Consider the following 19,533-nt stretch of genomic DNA (forward strand, 5'->3'; position numbering starts at 1 on the left):
CGGAGGCTCTTTATGAGAAAAGAAGGCGGTTTGGCAGACAGACAGGATTTTGGGGACGGGGTTTTGCTTGCCGATTATGGCGGCAAGGTCCGGTACATAAATGAACAGGGGCGGTTAAAATTCGGTTATAGTAAAGAAGCTCACCAGTATAAGGAGCTTTATTTTGGTGATTTCCTACCGGATATTGATTTGAAAAACACTGCCGAAGGAATCGTGACAGGTGCATATGGACGAAATGCAGAGGGGGAAACATTTCCGCTCTTTTTCAGTATGAACAGCTTTTTGCTGGAAGGGGAAAAGTATACCCTCGTCGTTATCCAGGACATTAAGAACAGGGAAAGGCTCGACAAGGAACTGTCCCAAACGCTTAACGAATTGGTCGACCTGAAGTTCGCGCTTGACCAATCAGCAATCGTCGCGATAACAGACAGGCGCGGGACGATTAAATATGTAAATGAAAAGTTTTGCGAGATTTCGAAATACAGGGCAGAGGAACTAATTGGACAGGATCACCGGATTATTAACTCTGGGTACCATTCGAAGGAATTCTTTTCGAGGTTGTGGAAGACGATTTCCTCAGGGGAAGTATGGTATGGGGAAATCAAAAACAAGGCAAAGGATGGAAGCTTTTACTGGGTTGATACAACAATTATCCCGTTTTTGGATGAAGAAGGAAAGCCGTATCAATACCTTGCCATCCGGTTTGAGATAACCCAACGGAAACGGATGGAGGGTGAGCTGCAAAAAATGATGACCCGGATCATCGATGTCCAGGAGGATGAACGAAAGCGGCTCTCGCGTGAGTTGCATGACGGCCTCGGACAGAATCTTTACAGCCATCTGATTACGATTAACCGGCTGCTGTCGGAAATCGATCATCCGCTCCTCGTCCAAATGCAGGAGGAGGCAATGGAAATGATCGAGGAAATCAGGGATCTTTCGTGGGAGCTTCGTCCATCCGTCCTAGATGACCTTGGCCTTGTGCCGGCCATCCGTTCCTTTTTAAACCGTTACTCCAACCATTATAAAATTGCTGTCCATTTCGAGTGCGTCCTTGGCCGGCGGCTTCCGGCAAGCACGGAAACGACGATTTACCGCGTCATCCAGGAGGCGCTAACTAACACACGGAAATATGCGGATGTGGACGAAGCTTTTGTGGTAATCAGGGAATACGATGATGCAGTCCGCGTGATGATGGAGGACCATGGCAAAGGATTTACCGTTGGGGAAGGCCCACGCGGTGTCGGCCTGTTCAGCATGGACGAACGTGCCAAGGCTTCGGGCGGTGAACTTCAGGTGGTTTCGGAGCCAGGAAAAGGGACAAAGGTCATCCTTGAAGTTCCGGTTGCTCCATAAGCTTGTATAAGGAGTGGAAAATGTGAAAACGGAAAAACAGAAGATGCTTGACGGTGAAATGTACAACCCAGCAAATCCTGAGCTTGCAGAATCACGATTAAATGCGCGAAGGCTGACGAATGCGTACAACCGTACAGCCGAAAACGAGCTTGAGAAGCGGACAGAAATTTTACAGGAACTTTTCGGTTCCCTTGGCAAAAATGCCTTTATTGAACCGAGCTTCCGCTGCGACTATGGCTCGAATATTCATACCGGTGACAACTTTTACGCCAATTTTGACTGTGTAATTCTGGATGTGTGCGAGGTGCGGTTCGGCGACAATTGCATGCTCGCCCCCGGTGTCCACATCTACACGGCGACCCACCCATTGGGTGCCGCGGAAAGGAATTCGGGACGTGAATTCGGTAGGGCGGTCACGATTGGAAACAATGTATGGATTGGCGGCAGGGCAGTCATCAATCCAGGAGTGACAATTGGGGATAATGCCGTTATCGCATCTGGCGCGGTAGTCGTGAAGGATGTACCTGCAAATGCAATTGTCGGCGGAAATCCTGCAAAAATTATTAAATTCATTGAGGAATGAAATAGGAACGCAGCCATGTTATAAAAGCTTTTGCCTAGCTGTCCGGAAAGCTGGATAATCTGAGGACCGTTAGGGGTGCTCTACTGAAGTGAAAAGGTCTTTACGAGTGTCCCAAAAGGAACAGATGGGTTCTTCATATTCAAACGCAAATAAAAAACAACCGGCTGCGGGTATCCACAGCCGGTTGTCTAAATTTGTCTAGCTCCACAAGGAATGCTTCGGCAGCATAATCATCGCACGAAGGAAAAGCGTTCTTCTTTTCAGAGGAGCGCCCAGCGCCTAGTGTACTTCGGTCCCCTCGCTACGATAAGTCAACATCGATTCGCTTTCGCTCATCGTGTTTCCTTTACTGTGGGAGGGTGCTCCTGCGCCACAGTAAATTCGGTGAAGCTGTCTTCAGCTCGTCGCAAAGCTGCAGCAGCTGCTTCCCTCCAGTCCATACGGCGCTAAACGGGCGCTTGCGCTTTTCTTGTTAAAGGCCTGTATTTGCTTTTACGAGAATTTCATCAAAATTCTTCGCATCTTCCCTCTTAGTGGATAAAAGGGTGCCGATGATGGCAGCCAAAAAGCCCATCGGGATGGAAACGATTCCTGGGTTTGTCAGGGTAACGAGCGGTTCTCCGACCAGTATTGCGGCTCCTGCTTCAGGCGACCAAATATTTGGTGATATCGCAACCATGAGCAGGGCGCTGCCCAACCCAACCACCATTCCGGTAATGGCGCCTGCCGTGTTGAATTTTTTCCAAAATATTGTCAGTAAAATAACAGGCAGGTTTGCGCTTGCCGCGACGGCAAACGCAAGGGAAACAAGGAAAGCCACGTTCATCTTCTGGGCAAACAAAGCCAGTAAAATCGACAGGACCGCAACCCCGATTGAAGCGAAGCGGGCTACCTTAACCTGTTGTTTCTCCGTCGCAGTTCCCTTTTTTAAAATATGCGCGTAAAAGTCATGCGCAAATGCGGAGGCCGCGGAAAGAACGAGTCCCGCTACTACGGCAAGAATTGTCGCGAAGGCAACTGCCGAAATGAACGCAAACAGGAATTCTCCTCCTAGCGCCTCTGCGAGCAGCGGTGCTGCCATATTGCCTGCCGCATTGGCGGTGATAATTTTTTCGTAGCCGACGAATTTCGCCGCTCCGAAGCCGAGGAATACAGTCATGACATAGAAAATCCCGATAATCCATGTTGCGTAGATGACCGACTTCCGAGCAGTAATTGCATCCTTTACAGTAAAAAAACGGATTAGGATGTGCGGCAGCCCAGCTGTTCCAAGCACAAGGGCAAGGTTGAGCGAAATCGTATCCAGTGGATTTTTAAACTTATTGCCTGGATTCAAAAATGATTCACCAAGCGGGGTCGCAGCCTTCATTTCGTTAAACATTTTGAATACGCTGAAATCAAATTTCGCGAAAACGATAACTGAAATGATAAATGTACCGGCCATCAGCAATACAGCTTTGGCGATTTGCACCCATGAGGTGGCGGTCATGCCGCCGAAAACGACGTAAACGGTCATGAGCGTCCCTACAATGAGGACGGAATAAACATAATCGATTCCCAGGAGCAATTTAATTAGCGCGCCGGCGCCGACCAGCTGGGCGATCATATAAAAAATCGAAATTGTAATCGTGTTTAGCGCCACAACGCCGCGTACTTTCTTTTCCTTAAAACGGGCCGCTATCATGTCGGCCATCGTATATTTCCCAAGATTCCTTAATGGTTCGGCGACAAGATATAGGACGACAAGATAAGCGACCAAAAACCCGATGCTATAAAAGAAACCGTCGAAGCCAGATAGCGCGACCATCCCCGCGATGCCGAGGAATGAGGCCGCGGACATATAGTCACCTGCAATCGCGAGCCCATTCTGGAAACCGGTCAGGCTGGAATCGGCTGTGTAAAAGTCGCTGGTCGTTTTCGTCCTTTTAGAAGCAAAATATGTGATAACGAGCGTAAGGAGAACGATTGCTAAAAACAGGGAAAAGGCTACAGTGTTCATCGCTTAGCCCTCCGTCCAACATTCTGTTGTTTAATTTCCTCCACAAGTCGGTCAAACCCGGCTGCCCGTTTTGTATAAATGATACACAATGCCCAGGCCATGATGAATTGCGCAAACGCAAACACCCAAGCCCAGCTGATTGGGCCGATTGCGGGGTTGTTCAAGATTGTGGAATAGGATGTCAGAACAGGAAGCGTAAAATAAAAGGCCAAGAAAAATAAACTGGCTGGCAGCAAGAATTGCCGTTTTTCGCGCAGTAATTGTTGAAAAGAGCTAGATTGGACGATTTTTGAATAGTCTAAAGAGGGAGATGAAAGATTTGCTTCCTTTAATTGCCGTTCCTTCAATGCCATGAGCAATTCCTCCTTAATGGTAAAAGACTAGATTGTTATAAAATCAAGGTTATTATATTACTATCAAAATAATTTGTAAATTCTGAATACAATTGAATTTTGTTGGATTTTCGGTAATTTTCCCAATACAATTTTAATAGATGAAACTTGCCTTTTTAGTTTAAAACTGGTTGGAAAAATGACGAATTTACTAGCATGCAAAAATATATTTTACCTATTTAAGGCCCGAATGGAATAAAATGTTGACCATAACCGGCGTAGACGTGAAAATTAATATCAATAGATAGGGGGAAGGTGGGATTGAGTGTGAAAACAATCTATCTTATCCGCCACTGCCAGGCGGAAGGACAGGAACGGGAGGCAAAGCTAACCGAGTCCGGTGAAAGCCAGGCGAGGGAGCTTGAGGCATTTTTGAAAAATAAACAAATCGATCATATCGTTTCGAGCCCTTTTGAAAGGGCGGTTTCCACAATCCGTCCCTTTTCGGAGGAAGCTGGTATAGATGTTCAAACCGACGAAAGGCTTTCGGAGCGGGTATTGTCGTCTGCGCCACATGCGGACTGGCTCGATATGCTGGAAAAATCGTTCAGTGACCCGAGCTTAGCTTTTGAAGGCGGTGAGTCCGGAGCCGAGGCGGGGCAGCGCGGCATTGAGGCCATTAACGAAGTCCTTGAAAAGAACTGTGAAAAAAATGCGGCGGTTGTCACTCATGGCAATCTGATGGCCTTGATTCTTAAACACTATGATGAAAGCTATGGGTTCGACCAATGGAAGGCCCTCTCGAATCCAGACGTATTTGAACTCACATTTAAAGGTACAACCCCGGAGATTAAGAGGGTTTGGGAGTGAATCAAGGTGAAAGATAACAAAGAATTGATGATGGAGCAAATGAACCGGATTCGCAACTTATTCGAGAGTGAGTTTACAATCTTGGAAGGGCTGCCAATATCATTTGTCCTTGAACAAAAGGAGTCAGGGACAGTCCTCGACTGGGCAGAGAAAATCTCAGTGCTCCTTGATAGTTCCAGTAAACTTGGAGTAGAACGCATTGGGGTTACATTGCTTAGAGGAAACCCAGGCGCAGAGATATTAGGTAATCTCCTGCTTGTAAAAGGATTTGAACATTTCTCCTCAAAAGTGGATGTATACAAGGATTTAAAAAGCAACAAGGACCCTGTTGAAAAAGTAATGTGGCGGTCTCTTGATTGCCCGGAACTAACGGAAAGTGAGTTTAAGGAATACTGGGAGCAAGCGATGCGTTTTTCCGCGAATCAGGCATCCACTTTGTCGATGGACCAGCATCTTGCTTCGGTAAGAGCGGAGCTCGGAGCAGAATGGAGGGGTGCCTGCCGTGTCTTTTATATAGAGGGGAAAGCGGTTGGTGTGGGCATTCCCCATATCGAACCTGGAATGCCGGGTGAGGGAAGGCTATTCTATTTCGGAATCCTCCCTGAGGCAAGGGGACGGGGACTTGGTTCATTTTTACACAAACAGGCCCTTTCAATGCTGAAGGATATTGGAGCGGACTATTATGTGGGCAGTACGCATATGGCTAATGTTGCAATGCAACGGGTGTTTGAGCGGAATGGATGCAGTGTCAGGTCTTATGCCGAATCGTATTATTATTATTTTTAAAAGAATGAGAGGGCAGCTACCTTCATTTGTAATTTTTGGATAGGTTGGTCGTACTGCAAATTATTTCTGGTAAACTGATAGTATTGATGTTATGCCTGGCAGGATGGTACGCCAGGCTTTTTTTCTATAGGGTGCCACAACGGGCGAATGGTTCCGTCTACTATTTAAGGGGAAAGCGGAGGAAAGCCGATGTCGAGGAAAGAGATTATTTCAGAGTGGTTCCGGCAGTATAGCCATGATGTATACAATTTTTTGATTTACTATACGGGGAAACGGGATGTCGAAGACCTGGTTCAGGAGACGTTCATCAAGGCGCTGAAGGGGCTGGAGCGATTCAATTATAATTCAAGCCCGAAGACGTGGCTGTTTGCGATTGCCCGAAACCTCGCGATTGACGAAGCGAGGAAAAAGAAAAACAGGATATGGGACAAAATCGCGCGGTTTGATAAATCGAATGAAGGTGTGGACAGTGAAACGCCGGAAACAATTTTCGAGGGGAATGAGCAGGCGCAGGAGCTGCTGGCGGCAATCCACGGGTTGAAACAAAACTACCGTGATGTCGTAATCCTTCGCGGAATTAAGGAGTTAAGTGTTGCGGAAACAGCCGCAGTCCTGGATTGGACCGAGGATATGGTCAGAACGAATTACTATCGTGCCTTGAAAGCGCTCAGGAAGGGAAAAGGGGGTGGCCTCAATGAACAGCCAGGACGAATTTCGTGAGTTGGAATTACAATTGAATAGCCTTCCTTCTAAAAAAATGAATCCTAAATCATTTGATGGAATCCATCAGAACCTGATGCTGGAAGCCGAGGCACTCGACCGAAAGGAAAGATGGGGCTCGGTTTTGAAAAAGGCAGCAATGGGGATGGTAGGTGTGGCAGCGCTTAGCTTAATGCTGTTCATCGGGTTCTCGATGGGCCCGGAGTCAAATTCCAGTGAGTCGTCGAAAATGTCGGGGCAACAGAATGATTGGAAAGTCGCCGAGGACAGGGACGCTGCTGAGAGTGCGTACCATCCAAACGGCAAATTAGTTGTAGAAACTGGGGACGGGGTTACGAAGGAAATAACGGATAAGTCGAAAGTTGACGAGGCGGATGAAATTTTGGAGGATGCTGAATGGGAAGAAGCGAAAATGCAAATGGCGAATCCTCCTGATTTTAAGCTGAACGATCGTTATTTCGTATGGCTCGCACCAGGAAGCGACCGCCTGGAAATTATCATTGATAGTGAAAACAAATATACAAAATTATCAAAGGAAGTCTCCGCTGCTTTGTATGAAATCATGACCGGCGAAAAGCTAGGGAAATAGTTTGTATAGTGCAAATAGGTAATAAGTGAATTTTTACAAAAGGTGAATCCATATAGTTTACCGGCCGTATTGGTATAAAAAGGAAGATGGATGAAAATGGTTGATGTCATTTTTCAATTGCTGCCTCTTGTTCTAATGCTGTTATTTTTTGTGTCCCTGGGGTGGTTTATAAGCAGATTGCTGCGTAATCAAAAGGACCGGACCGCTTCAAACATTGAAATCGCAAAAAAACTCGACCACATTATTGAGTTGCTGGAAAAGCAGAAGTCATAAAAGCTACTTCCATCAGTGGGAGGATAATCCCCAGTTGACGGTTGGATAAGGAAGCCCGGAGGCGATGTATTTGGCCCCGGGCTTTTTTTCTGGAGTTAAAATTAAAGCTGAACGTTATTTGAAGACGTTTTTCCATGGCCAGAGCGATCAACGTATCGCCCGAATAACAGTGGGCAGCCGGTGCTTCGGTCGCTAAAAGAAGATTTAATGCCCAAAGAGCAGTCGGCTGTCGGTGCTTCGGTCACTAATATATCTTTTTGAAAAAAAGAAAGTTGAAACTATTTCGCTGGTCAGACGTTAACATATTATTGAAATTCAGGAAAATGGCCCATATCTATTTATACTAATACCCATATATGGTAAGTTTTCCATAAGAGAAAAAGAGGGGGAACAACAATGGAAACTCAAATCGAAACGAGTACGACGAACAAGCCACCATCACTAATTGGCATTTTTACGAGCCCGGGAGAGCAGTTTGAAAGGATTAGGACAAATCCGAAAATCTGGGTGCCGCTCCTGATTGTAGCGGTTGTCAATGTGATTGGGATGGGAATTATGGCAATGATGATGGATGCAGGGATGCTCATCAAGCAAGGGGTGCCGGAAGAGGATGCCGATATGTTTCTTGGCATTACCCGAATTGCGATGGTTGTAACCGGAGTCTTCACGCCCGCAATCGGCGCGCTGATTTCAAGTGCGATTATGATAGCTGTCGCGAAGATTGCCAATGCCCCGGCTACATTCAGGCAGCTGTTTTCCATGAACACCTACATAAGCTTTGTCACCGCTGTCGGCCACCTGCTTAATATGGCTGTTGGGTATCTGATAGGAGCGGATGCGGAAACCCATGTCACAAGCCTCGGCGGACTGCTTGGAAAAGGCAGTTCCGGAGTCCTTGGCGCAATAGAATTATTCGCAATTTGGGGAATGGTGCTGACCGCAATTGGGCTCTACAGAACCGCGCGCTTCCCGAAAGGACTTGCCTGGGCGGTTGCCATCGTCTTTTTCCTAATTGGACTTGGACTGGCTGCAATTGGAACTTTAATGCAAGGAGCGCCTAAACTTTGATGAACAAGAAAAAGAAACTGTTAATCGGCTCCACAATCGTCGTCTTGCTGCTATCGATGATCAGCGTTAGCGTTTACCGCGAGGTCTATGCTAAAGGGCCTTCTGTGAAACTAGTTGAAGCAAAGGAAGATAGTATTTCCGCTTTCCTGATGGTGCCAGGCACCGTTGCCCTTGAGGAGGAACAGGCTGTGTATCTGTCGCCTGAACGGGGGGCGTTGAAGGAAATTCTCGTCGAGGAAGGGCAATCCATTGCAAAAGGAACCGCCATCGCACGCTTTGAGAATGCCCAGCTGCAGCTGGAGGAGGAACAAAACGCGCTATCCCTTGAATCCAATGAAATGAAGATTGCTCAGCTTGAAGAGCAAATTAGTAACTTGAAAGACCAGGAGCAAACATTGGAGGGTGCACCCGTTCCGGACCCCGCCGCATCTGCGCAAATTGCCGCTCAAATTTCCCAGCTTGAAATGGAACTGAAGGTTGCTGAGCTGGAGCGGAGGCAGGCGGAATTGCAAAAGGAAAGCATTGAAAATAGAACCGCAGAGTTGGAGATTAAAAGTACGATAGATGGCACCGTCCTTTTGGTGAATGAGAATGTCTCGCTGCAGGGAACTTCGGCCGGAAGCCCGATTGTTTTGATAGGAAAAATGGATGGGCTTGTCGCAAAGGGCCTTTTATCCGAATATGATACGTTAAAGGTGAGCACCGGGCAAAAAGTAACCCTCCGTTCCGACGCTGTACCTGACCAGTCATGGCCGGGCGAGGTAATAAAGGTAGGCACCCTGCCGGAATCCCAGGGGGCCATGGCCGGAAGCCAGGCAGTCCAATATCCAATCATCGTGAAGCTTTCTGGGCAGAACCCTATCTTGAAACCAGGGTTCCAGGTAATTATGGAAATCGAAACGGAACAAAAGACAGCTATCGTCCTTCCTGACACTGCTCTTGTTGATGAAGGGGATTCCCAATATGTCTTTGTCGTGGAAAATGGGGTAGCCCACAAACGAAAGGTAAAAACGGGAATCATGTCCGGTTCAAAAGTCGAAATCCTTGAAGGAATCAAGGTGGAAGATAAAGTGGTTGCCACACCGCCTGAAAAACTGGAGGACGGCATGGAAGTGGCCGTAAAATGATAGAACTTAAATCTATTACAAAGACTTACACCGTGGGAACAGAAAAAATCGATGTCCTGAAAAATGTGTCGGTCACGATTGAAGACGGGGAGTTTGTCGCCATCATGGGGCCTTCCGGGTCTGGGAAATCGACGCTGATGAACATTATTGGCTGTCTCGATAAGGCATCCGAAGGCTCTTACTTCCTCGATGGAGAGGATGTGTCCGGATACAAGGAAGCTGAACTGGCCAGCGTCAGGAATGCCTCGATTGGGTTCGTCTTTCAGCAATTCCACCTGCTGCCAAGGCTTACCGCGTTAAGGAATGTCGAGTTGCCGATGATTTACGCCGGAGTCCCCAAGGCCGAGCGAGAGGAGCGGGCCGAGGAAGCGCTTGTTAAAATGGGCCTGGGAGACCGGATGGGCCATCTGCCAAACGCCCTTTCCGGTGGGCAAAAGCAGCGCGTCGCCATTGCAAGGGCGATTGTGAACACGCCATCACTCATCCTTGCCGATGAACCGACTGGCGCGCTTGATACAAAAACAAGCCGGACAATTATGGAACAGTTCCGGAAATTGAATGATGAGGGCGTAACTGTTGTGGTTGTAACGCATGAACCAGAAATTGCCGAATATGCAAACAGGACGATTCTTGTCCGAGACGGAGAAATTGTCTCTGCCGGCTTGCCGGGGAATCAACCAGAGCTTGCAAAGCCGGGAATGGATGCAACGGGAAGCACTGCTGAATTTTACCATGAAGCGCCCAATAATGATCGTTCCATTCCGATTCGAAACTCTTCATTGGAAGACGATCGGGGGGACGGACTATGAGCTTGATGGAAAACTTTAAAATGGCGCTTGGCTCGCTAAAAGCCCATAAAATGAGGTCGATTTTGACCATGCTCGGAATCGTCATAGGCGTTGGCGCGGTCATCATTGTCGTTGCTATTGGCCAGGGGGGCGAAGCGATGCTGAAAACCCAGATAACCGGCCCGGGAAATACGATTGAAGTGTTTTACCAGCCTTCCGATGAAGAAATTCGCGCCAACCCAAACGTGTTCAACAAGGCGCCTTTTACCCAGGAGGATATCCGGGCGCTTGAAAGAATTCCCGAGATAAAAAGGGTGGTCGCATCTAGCTCGCAGTTTTCATCGGCGCGCCTGCAGGATAAGGTTGTTGATGTCTCTGCAACCGGGATTACGAAGGATTATATTAGCCTCCATGAGCTTAAGGTGAAAAAAGGAAGAACATTTTCCGCATCCGACTTCCTTGGTGGCAGAAGGGTGGCATTGGCCAGCCATAAGCTGCAGGAAGAGCTTTTCAAAGGGAAGTCACCAGTCGGAAAAGTCATCCTTGTCGCCAATCATCCAGTGGAAATTGTCGGAGTACTGGAAAAGCCCCAAGGCCTGTTTGCTTTCGGATCGATGGAAGTTTACCTTCCCTTCCAAACGTGGCGGACGATTTACGGGAAATCCGACTATACGCAAATAACGCTCCAGGCGGCCAATCCGGATAAACTCCAGGCAGCGGGCAAAAAGGCCGCGAAGACATTGAATACACTCCATAATACTGAAAAGTCGTATCAGGTAATCAATATGGAGGAAATCGCCGCTGGCGTTGGGCAGGTTACGAAAATCATGACTCTGATCATTGGAAGCATCGCCGGCATATCGCTGTTTGTCGGCGGTATCGGCGTGATGAACATTATGCTTGTATCCGTCACTGAACGGACGCGGGAAATCGGCATCCGGATGGCGCTCGGTGCGACAAGGAATCAGGTCCTTACCCAGTTCCTGATTGAATCGGTCACCCTGACCTTAATAGGCGGGATTCTTGGCATCGGTCTTGGATGGGGAATCGCAACACTGGTAAGCCTTTTTGCCGGATGGCCGTCCCTTGTGTCCTGGCAGGTCGTCGTCATCGGGGTTCTCTTCTCGATGGTCATTGGCGTCATTTTCGGTATATTGCCTGCCAACAAGGCATCCAAGCTCGACCCGATTGAATCGTTGAGGTATGAATAATGGATTTTGCAAACCCCTTCTATGCGGCAGCAACCGTTCGGAGGGGGTTTTGTTTTTCAAGAAGGTGTAGGCCAATCCTTGTTCACTGGGTTTAGCTGATCAATAAAAAAAATCCCCTTCCGCGATAAACCTAAAAGCGGAAAGGGGATTTTCCTATATCTTAAACGAACTCTTCAGCGAAACAATCCGGTTAAATACCGGTTTTTCCGGTGAAGTGTACTTTGGATCAACATTGAAATAGCCGTGGCGGAAGAACTGGAATTTATCCTGCGGCTTTACGTCTTTCATGTTCGGCTCGACAAAGCCCTGCAGAACTTCAAGCGAGTTCGGGTTCACCTTGTCAAGGAAGGTTTTTGTATCGTCTTCGCCGTCTTCCTCACCGTTATCATCCAGGATGAGAGGCTCGTACAGGCGGAACTCTGCAGGAACGGCCTGAGTCGCTTCCACCCAGTGGATTGTCCCCTTTACTTTCCGGCCAGTGAAGCCGGTACCGCTCTTCGTTTCCGGATCGTACGTACAGCGCAGTTCAATCACATTGCCGTTTTCATCCTTGATGACTTCCTCGCATTTAATGAAGTACGCGTGCTTTAAGCGGACCTCATTGCCAGGGAAGAGGCGGAAGTATTTGGGCGGCGGGTTTTCCATGAAATCGTCCTGCTCGATGTAGATTTCGCGTGAAAACGGGATTTGCCGGATTCCCATGTCCGGGTTTTCAGGGTTGATTTCTGCGTCTAGCATTTCCACTTCGCCTTCAGGATAATTCGTAATGACGACCTTAAGCGGGTTCAACACACCCATTGTCCGCGGCGCTTTCAGCTTCAAATCTTCGCGGACAAAATGCTCGAGCATTTGCTCATCCACAACACCTGAGCTCTTGGAAACACCTGTTTCACGGACAAATGCACGGATGGCTTCAGGCGTGTAGCCGCGGCGGCGCATGCCGGAAATCGTCGGCATCCTCGGGTCATCCCAGCCGTCAACAAAGCCTTCGTCCACAAGCTGCTTCAGCTTCCGCTTGCTCATGACTGTATTGGTGATGTTCAGGCGACCAAACTCGATTTGCTGCGGAGTCGCTTCCATCTCACACTGCTCGACTACCCAATTGTAAAACGGACGCTGGTCTTCGAACTCAACCGTACAAATGGAGTGGGTAATCCCCTCAATCGCATCCTCGAGCGGGTGGGCGAACGCGTACATCGGATAGATGCACCACTTGTCGCCGGTATTGTGATGTTCCGCGTGGGCAATCCGGTAGATAACCGGGTCCCGGAGGTTGATGTTCGGCGATGCCATATCGATTTTTGCGCGAAGGACCTTTTCACCGTTCCCGAATTCTCCTGCCCGCATCCGTTCAAACAGGTCAAGGTTTTCTTCAATGGAGCGGTCCCTGTACGGGCTGTTTTTCCCCGGTTCTGTCAGCGTTCCCCTGTATTGGCGGATTTCATCTGCTGAAAGGTCATCAACGTAGGCAAGCCCTTTTTTTATTAAAAGAACCGCCCTGTTATACATTTCCTCGAAGTAATCAGATGCGAAGTGAAGATTTTCCCATTCAAAGCCGAGCCATTTTACATCTTCCTTGATGGAATTGACGTATTCGATGTCTTCCTTCAAAGGGTTTGTATCATCGAAGCGAAGGTTTGTCGTTCCTTCAAATTCATCGGCAAGCCCGAAGTTGAGGACGATCGACTTTGCGTGGCCGATATGTAAGTAGCCGTTTGGCTCAGGAGGGAAGCGGGTGGCGATTTTTTTGTGTTTTCCCGATTCCAAATCCTTGATAATGATGTCGCGGATAAAATTAGACGTATTGTCCACAGTTTTCTACCTCTTTCAAAAGCGCGATAAATGATACTTGTATATATATCATAAATACTACTATTTTTCCATAAAACCAGCTATTTAATAAGGAAAGCTTCGGTTTCACCCAAAAAATTCTTAGGTGCGAGCCACCCAAAAGACCTGCCAAACACTATGTGACAGTTTTCCGACATTGTTTGGTGTGTTATGTAAATCACATACTCTTCATGGCTGATTTTCTATAGTGGATGTATAGGAATGAAATGGAGGGAGTGCAATGGCTGCTTTCACCCGGTTTTACAAAAGAATGAAGCGGCATCCGGTTCAGTATACGAGAATGGCGGTGCAAATTGTATTTGCGCTGTTCCTTTTGTTCGTTGGTTTTCGTTTTTATCAATTTTATGAGCATTTCAATTCCATGGGGGCTGAGCCATTTGTGCCAAGGCCGTCCGCTGTTGAGGGGTTTCTGCCTATCAGCGCGCTGGTGGCATTGAAGGTTTGGGTTACAACGGGGATATTCGACCCAATCCATCCCGCGGGACTCGCGCTGTTCGCCTTTTTCGTGGCCTCTGGTTTCGTTTTCCGGAAGGCATTCTGCGGTTGGATGTGTCCAATCGGAACGTTGAGCGAATGGATTGGCAGGCTCGGCAAAAAGCTTTTCAAGCGGAATTTCGACGTTCCAACATGGCTCGGATGGTTATTGAAGCCGCTCAAATATTTAATCCTTTTTTTCTTTATAAAATTCATTGTTATTGATATGCCGGTATTCTATGCAATTGATTTCATGGCTGGCGCTTACAACAATATTTCCGATGTGAAAATGATGCTGTTTTTCCTGCACATGGGGGGCCTTGGGCTGAAGGTCATCCTAGTTCTATTGGTCCTGTCCCTTTTTGTAAAAAACTTCTGGTGCCGCTTCCTCTGCCCGTATGGCGCGATAATCGGCCTCGGTTCAGTTTTCGGGATAACGAAAATCAAGCGCAATGAAGAGTCATGCATTGACTGCAACGCCTGCACGAGGGTGTGCCCACAGCGGATTGCCGTTTCCAAGGTAAAAGCCGTCAGGACTCCGGACTGCTCGGCTTGCATGTCGTGTGTTGAGGTCTGTCCCGTAAAAGACACCCTGAACATGACTGTCGCCGGTAAAAAGGTGAATAAATGGGTAATCCCCGCTTCATTCTTCGCCGCCTTCTTTCTCGTCGTGGTGGTTGCGAAAGTGACAGGCCACTGGAATACGATCATCTCATACGAGGAATTCAAGATCCTCATCCCGAACGTTTACAATATTGGGCACTGAGTGGCCGAACATTAGATATGCCAGCATCTTCGCGGCAAGTAAAGACCGTTTTCCGCTTTGAGGGTGATTCTAGCGACTAAAAATGCCTGCCCACTATTTCCCCGGGGCAGGCATTTGTTTTTAATTGTAGAATCAAATGTTAAGATGCTAGCACACCCGGTCCCTTCCAAGCCGTTTTGCGAGGTACAACTGCTTATCGGCTTCTTCTATCGCTTCATTCAACTGGGCAGGACTGGAAAGCTCCGCCATCCCAATTGAGAGAGACAGCATTAAAGGCAAATTCCCATAAATCGGATGGCAGGTTTGTTCTTTGGCGCCTTTTCTGATTTCCTCAAGCTTTTGCTTTACGGTTAAAATTCGATCCGTAGCCATGCACAAGATGAACTCATCCCCTCCGTAGCGGGCGACGATTGTATCCGGACCGCAATGGGTCAGTAGGTATTTTCCGATCTTTGCTATGGCGGCATCGCCAATCTGGTGGCCGAACTTATCGTTGATTTCCTTGAATCGGTCGATATCGATCATGGCAATGAACATCGGTTTTCCGGCCCGGCTGTTGTCCCGAAGTTTTTCCTCGAACTTCCGCATATTGTACAGGCCGGTTAACCGATCCCGGTCGGCTAAAAACTGGAGCGTTCTTGTCGAAGCAAGATGGCGCCTCCCCATTTCCACGAAAAAATACATTACCGCGATTGCCAGGAGTAGCGCTCCAAGATGGAGGAACGCGGCAGGTAAGGGCAAAAAGAGCCTGATTTTAGCTGAAAAAAGATCGGATGCGGCCCAGGAAAGAAGGACAACACCGAATAGATACAAATAGAGATGTTTCCGTACGCCAATGGATTTGGCAAGTATTGAAAATGCCGCCGGGAGGAAAATGCCAAACAGAGTTCCCTGTATTGCAGTCGGCCCGCCAAGCCCAAGGCGGTATAGCGATGCGATAGCAACAACCGGCAAAACATATTTCCAGCCATGGAAGAAGCCTAGAAGGATAATCGGGATCATCCTTAAATCGACCCGATGGCCTCCGCTCATAAATGGGAAATGAAACATTGAGATGACTGTTAACGCCACAATAAATATATGTATTGCAGGCAACCAGGCAGCGCGGATTTTCTTTTCTTCACTTAAATGATAAGCGGTATTTATACATAGATGCATCAGCAAAAGGATGCCCAGGTTGGATAAAAAAGACTGCAGGATAAAAATCCCTCCATTCACATGAAACCATTATAATACTGATATGCTAATTCCATCCTTACTAAATAATGAAAGATATTTGAACATTTCGGGTCTTCCCTCGACTCAGTGACATAATCAATTGACGGTCATCAAAATGATTAAAATCAACACCAACTAAGCGAGAGTGATAAATGAGGGGAAATTTTTGCAAAATAAAAACCAGCCGCGATGCAGACTGGTTTTGGAACCATCAGACAATTTTTTTCCTCAACACGAGCCAGTAGGAGGCGAATCCCCCGATAATCAGGATTCCGGCTATTCCGGGGAGGATATATATCTTAATTGGGGATAAGGGTTCCGTGGATTTTTCTTGGACCGGCTTTTGCGCTTCCTCGCCGGATGCCTCCGCCAAGGTGATTGGCTGATTTTTATCTGGAAGTGTTGGTGAAATTGCTTGGTTGGATATATAAAGGAACAAGAGTCCGAAAATAACTAGAATTTTCTTTAACATTGTATTCAACTCCGATATGTTGTTATCGTGATGTTACTATTTTAACATCTATAGAAAACCGCAAGGGGCTTTGTGGCTATTGTTCACAATAGTTTCATATTTAGCGTGTAAAATATGACAAATTTGGCTGTTGGGATTGGGGTTTTGAATGGTCAAAACGATGGTGTGTGCAGCTTGTAGCGGGCGGCTTGATGGCATAGGCCAATTTTTCGAAAAAGAGCTTTGGCCTTAAATGGATTTATGATGGAATCTTCCTTATAATAAGGACAATCAACAGGTGAAAAGGAGCAGTTTATGCTAACGATACGTGAAACATTTAAGCCATTTATACAGGATGTGTGGGAGAAGTCGGGGTTCAGCCGGCCGACGTCGATCCAGGATGCGGCGATTCCGGCGATTCTTGAGAGGCGCGACGTGATTGCGGAGTCGCCGACCGGGACGGGGAAGACGCTGGCGTATTTGTTGCCGGTGCTTGAGAAGGTCGATAGTTCCACCCAGGCTCTTCAGGCGGTCGTGCTTGCGTCGAGCCAGGAGCTGATTATGCAGGTGTACCAGGAATTCCAGAAATGGTCGGAAGGGAGCGGCATCCGCGGGGCGACTTTTATTGGCGGTGCGAACGTGAAACGGCAGCTTGAGAAGCTAAAGAAGAAGCCGCATATCGCTTTTGGGACACCAGGCAGGGTGAACGAGCTGATCAAGCAGAAAAAGCTGAAAATGCATGAGGTGAAAACGATTGTCCTGGATGAGGGCGACCAGCTTTTGGTCCGTGAACATTTCGGCCCGGTGCTTGATATTGTGAATTCGGCGCTGAAGGATCGCCAAGTAGTCCTGTTTTCGGCGACGATGAAGCCGGAGACTGAGCAGCTTGCGAAGAATTTGACGGAAAATCCGGAGATAATCAGGATCACGAAGGATGAAGCGATTGAGCAGGGGATGGTTGAGCATATTTATTTCTCATGCGAGCCGAGGGAAAAGATGCTCTTGCTTGAAAAAATAGCGAGGCTGGACGGGATTAAGGCGCTGGCGTTCATCAACGATATTACCGAAATTCCAGTCATTACGGCGAAGCTTCAGTTTAAGGAGTTGTCCGCGGGCCTTTTGCATAGCGAGCTTGGGAAGATGGACAGGCAAAAGGCGATCAAGGAGTTCCGCGATGGGAAAATCAAGATGCTCGTCGCCACCGATGTTGCCGCGAGAGGGCTTGATATCCCTGGCGTCACCCATGTCATCCATGTTGATTTTCCGAGAGATATCGACCAGTACATCCACCGCTCCGGACGCACAGGGAGGATGGGCGCGAACGGGACGGTCATTTCACTCGTAACGGAACGGGAGGAGCGCGAGTTGAAGGCGTATGGCCGAAAACTGAACGTTCCCGTGGAAAAAAGGATTTTTTACAAAGGGACCATTGCCGTTGAGAACATCAGGCAAATCGAACGGTCGAAAAAGAGATAGGGAACAGGGCGTCCACACTGGGGGGCGCTCTTTTGGTTTACCAGCACCCTTTTGATAAAAAGGATTCGTGGGAACTTTTATCGAATGTATGTACAAAGAGAGGCAGGGGGGGATTCTTGTGCAAAATCCAAGGTTGAAAGAACTGCATGATACATGGCTTGAAGAAGCGACGATTGGCGATATGCAGGAAAAAATGGAGACCGGGAAACTTACGTCTAAGGAACTTGTGCTGATGTATTTATACCGCATTTCACAGTATGACCGAAAAGGCCCGGAGTTGAAGTCGGTCATTGAAATCAATCCTGACGCCGTGCACATCGCGGCTGCTCTCGATGTTGAGCGGGAAGTTTCAGGTGCGCGCGGGCCGCTGCATGGGATTCCAGTGCTCCTTAAAGATAATATTGATACAGGAGACAGAATGCATACAAGCGCGGGTTCGAAGGTGCTGGCCGATTCATATGCGCCGGTGGATTCGGAAGTCGCGCGCAGGCTCCGTGAAGCAGGCGCGGTGATTCTTGGCAAAACGAACATGACGGAGTGGGCCAATTTCATGGCGATCGGCATGAAGAGCGGCTACAGTTCAAGGGGAGGGCAGACGCTTAACCCGTACGGCCCCCGTACTTTTGACGTGGGCGGTTCCAGCGCTGGCTCTGGCGCGGCGATTGCGGCAAATCTCGCCGCTGTTGCTGTCGGAACGGAAACCTCAGGTTCAATCCTTAATCCATCCGCGCAAAATTCGCTTGTTGGTATAAAGCTGACTGTGGGCCTGGTAAGCAGAAGGGGAATCATCCCGATTTCGCATACCCAGGATACGGCGGGCCCTATGGCTAGGACGGTTACCGATGCGGCAATTTTGTTGACAGCGCTAGCTGGCGAGGACATTGAGGACCCGGCTACACTGGCAAGTTGGCTGAAAGAGGTGGATTTCACCATTCATTTGGAGGAAGGGCTTGCCGGCAAAAGGCTCGGCGTTGCCCGGGAACATTATTTTGCCGAAGCCGGAGAAAAAAGGGCCGCTGTCGTCGAAAAGGCAATTGAAAAGCTTAAATCCCTTGGCGCTGAAGTGATTGATATAACAATTCCCTCAGCAAAAAAGCAATGGGATTGGGAAGTCCTCACCTACGAGTTCAAGGCAGGGGTCAACGCCTACCTAAAAGGGCTCGGGCCTAACGCCAAGGTGCGGTCGCTTGCCGATGTCATCCGGTTCAACAAGGAAAATGAAGCGGAAATGCTTAAATATGGCCAGGAAGTCCTGGTCGGCTCTGATGCGACGAGCGGCGGATTGTATGAGGAAGCCTATATCCGTTCGTTGGAGTTCAATGATTACCATGCGAAGGAAAACGGCATCGATTATGTGCTGTATGAGTATCAGCTTGATGCGATTGTCTTCCCTCATGAAGAAGGCGCGGATTTATCCGCGCGCGCCGGCTATCCGTCGGTTGTCGTACCTGCCGGCTTTACTGAGGACGGCGAGCCTGTCGGAATCACCTTTGCCGGGACAGCCTGGAGCGAACCGGAGCTAATCCAGCTCGCGTATGCGTTTGAGCAGGAAACGCATGCCCGGAGAGCCCCTACCCTGCGTTAATTGTTTTTTA

The 19,533-nt window shown here is 48.3% G+C and carries 18 protein-coding genes and 1 pseudogene; 14 read left to right on the forward strand and 5 right to left on the reverse strand.

The window, feature by feature from the left end:
- Nucleotides 1–12 precede the first annotated feature (12 nt).
- On the forward strand, nt 13–1,356 hold the full coding sequence (locus tag V1499_RS02640) for a PAS domain S-box protein (RefSeq protein ID WP_409273577.1): 1,344 nt from the start codon (nt 13–15) through the stop codon (nt 1,354–1,356).
- 22 nt (nt 1,357–1,378) lie between these two features.
- The gene (locus tag V1499_RS02645; protein WP_409273578.1) at nt 1,379–1,939 is read left to right on the forward strand and encodes a maltose acetyltransferase domain-containing protein; all 561 of its coding nucleotides are present in this window, start codon (nt 1,379–1,381) and stop codon (nt 1,937–1,939) included.
- Nucleotides 1,940–2,411: 472 nt separating this feature from the next.
- Here the strand turns inward: V1499_RS02645 and V1499_RS02650 are convergent, their stop codons facing one another.
- Nucleotides 2,412–3,938 (reverse strand): cation acetate symporter, encoded by a 1,527-nt coding sequence (locus V1499_RS02650; protein WP_409273580.1) that lies wholly within the window; start codon nt 3,936–3,938, stop codon nt 2,412–2,414.
- Nucleotides 3,935–4,291 carry a DUF485 domain-containing protein gene (locus V1499_RS02655; RefSeq protein ID WP_409273581.1) on the reverse strand — a complete coding sequence of 119 codons (357 nt, stop codon included), beginning with the start codon at nt 4,289–4,291 and terminating at the stop codon, nt 3,935–3,937. The genes V1499_RS02650 and V1499_RS02655 overlap by 4 nt, the downstream gene beginning before the upstream one ends.
- A 306-nt stretch (nt 4,292–4,597) precedes the next feature.
- Between V1499_RS02655 and V1499_RS02660 the strand changes: the two genes are divergently transcribed.
- The 9 genes and pseudogenes from V1499_RS02660 to V1499_RS02700 all read left to right on the forward strand — a co-directional run bounded on the left by V1499_RS02660 (nt 4,598) and on the right by V1499_RS02700 (nt 11,702).
- Entirely contained in the window at nt 4,598–5,140 is a 543-nt protein-coding gene (locus V1499_RS02660) for a histidine phosphatase family protein (RefSeq protein ID WP_409276206.1), read from the forward strand.
- Nucleotides 5,141–5,146: 6 nt separating this feature from the next.
- Nucleotides 5,147–5,926 (forward strand): GNAT family N-acetyltransferase, encoded by a 780-nt coding sequence (locus tag V1499_RS02665; RefSeq protein WP_409273583.1) that lies wholly within the window; start codon nt 5,147–5,149, stop codon nt 5,924–5,926.
- A 189-nt stretch (nt 5,927–6,115) separates the two neighbouring features.
- Nucleotides 6,116–6,646, forward strand: coding sequence for an RNA polymerase sigma factor (locus V1499_RS02670; protein ID WP_409273585.1), 531 nt, complete (start codon nt 6,116–6,118; stop codon nt 6,644–6,646).
- Nucleotides 6,621–7,235 (forward strand): hypothetical protein, encoded by a 615-nt coding sequence (locus V1499_RS02675; protein ID WP_409273587.1) that lies wholly within the window; start codon nt 6,621–6,623, stop codon nt 7,233–7,235. The genes V1499_RS02670 and V1499_RS02675 overlap by 26 nt, the downstream gene beginning before the upstream one ends.
- A 90-nt stretch (nt 7,236–7,325) precedes the next feature.
- Complete coding sequence (locus V1499_RS02680; protein ID WP_409273588.1) at nt 7,326–7,508, forward strand: DUF4083 family protein; 183 nt, start codon at nt 7,326–7,328, stop codon at nt 7,506–7,508.
- Nucleotides 7,509–7,904: 396 nt separating this feature from the next.
- Complete coding sequence (locus V1499_RS02685) at nt 7,905–8,576, forward strand: Yip1 family protein (RefSeq protein ID WP_409273590.1); 672 nt, start codon at nt 7,905–7,907, stop codon at nt 8,574–8,576.
- Entirely contained in the window at nt 8,576–9,703 is a 1,128-nt protein-coding gene (locus V1499_RS02690) for an efflux RND transporter periplasmic adaptor subunit (RefSeq protein WP_409276207.1), read from the forward strand. Before V1499_RS02685 ends, V1499_RS02690 begins: the two co-directional genes overlap by 1 nt.
- Nucleotides 9,700–10,359 (forward strand): annotated as a pseudogene (locus V1499_RS02695) (ABC transporter ATP-binding protein); the annotation flags it as partial. The gene V1499_RS02690 and the pseudogene V1499_RS02695, both read left to right, overlap by 4 nt.
- A 149-nt stretch (nt 10,360–10,508) precedes the next feature.
- Nucleotides 10,509–11,702: an ABC transporter permease gene (locus V1499_RS02700; protein WP_409273592.1), complete on the forward strand. Its 1,194-nt coding sequence runs from the start codon at nt 10,509–10,511 to the stop codon at nt 11,700–11,702.
- A 153-nt stretch (nt 11,703–11,855) separates the two neighbouring features.
- Here V1499_RS02700 and V1499_RS02705 read toward each other — a convergent pair whose 3' ends face one another.
- Complete coding sequence (locus V1499_RS02705; RefSeq protein WP_409273594.1) at nt 11,856–13,514, reverse strand: glutamine--tRNA ligase/YqeY domain fusion protein; 1,659 nt, start codon at nt 13,512–13,514, stop codon at nt 11,856–11,858.
- A 259-nt stretch (nt 13,515–13,773) separates the two neighbouring features.
- Here V1499_RS02705 and V1499_RS02710 point away from each other — a divergent pair, with 259 nt between their 5' ends.
- Nucleotides 13,774–14,793 (forward strand): 4Fe-4S binding protein, encoded by a 1,020-nt coding sequence (locus V1499_RS02710; protein ID WP_409273595.1) that lies wholly within the window; start codon nt 13,774–13,776, stop codon nt 14,791–14,793.
- Nucleotides 14,794–14,940: 147 nt separating this feature from the next.
- On the opposite strand, the gene V1499_RS02715 is transcribed toward V1499_RS02710, so the two are convergent.
- Complete coding sequence (locus V1499_RS02715) at nt 14,941–16,011, reverse strand: diguanylate cyclase (RefSeq protein WP_409273597.1); 1,071 nt, start codon at nt 16,009–16,011, stop codon at nt 14,941–14,943.
- A 211-nt stretch (nt 16,012–16,222) separates the two neighbouring features.
- Complete coding sequence (locus tag V1499_RS02720) at nt 16,223–16,483, reverse strand: hypothetical protein (protein WP_409273598.1); 261 nt, start codon at nt 16,481–16,483, stop codon at nt 16,223–16,225.
- Nucleotides 16,484–16,777: 294 nt separating this feature from the next.
- On the opposite strand from V1499_RS02720, the gene V1499_RS02725 reads away from it, so the two are divergent.
- On the forward strand, nt 16,778–17,938 hold the full coding sequence (locus tag V1499_RS02725; protein ID WP_409273600.1) for a DEAD/DEAH box helicase: 1,161 nt from the start codon (nt 16,778–16,780) through the stop codon (nt 17,936–17,938).
- A 118-nt stretch (nt 17,939–18,056) separates the two neighbouring features.
- Complete coding sequence (locus V1499_RS02730) at nt 18,057–19,523, forward strand: amidase family protein (RefSeq protein ID WP_409273602.1); 1,467 nt, start codon at nt 18,057–18,059, stop codon at nt 19,521–19,523.
- Nucleotides 19,524–19,533 lie beyond the last annotated feature (10 nt).

It is taken from the genome of Neobacillus oceani (genome assembly GCF_046237595.1).
Lineage (GTDB): Bacteria > Bacillota > Bacilli > Bacillales > Cytobacillaceae > Bacillus_D > Bacillus_D oceani.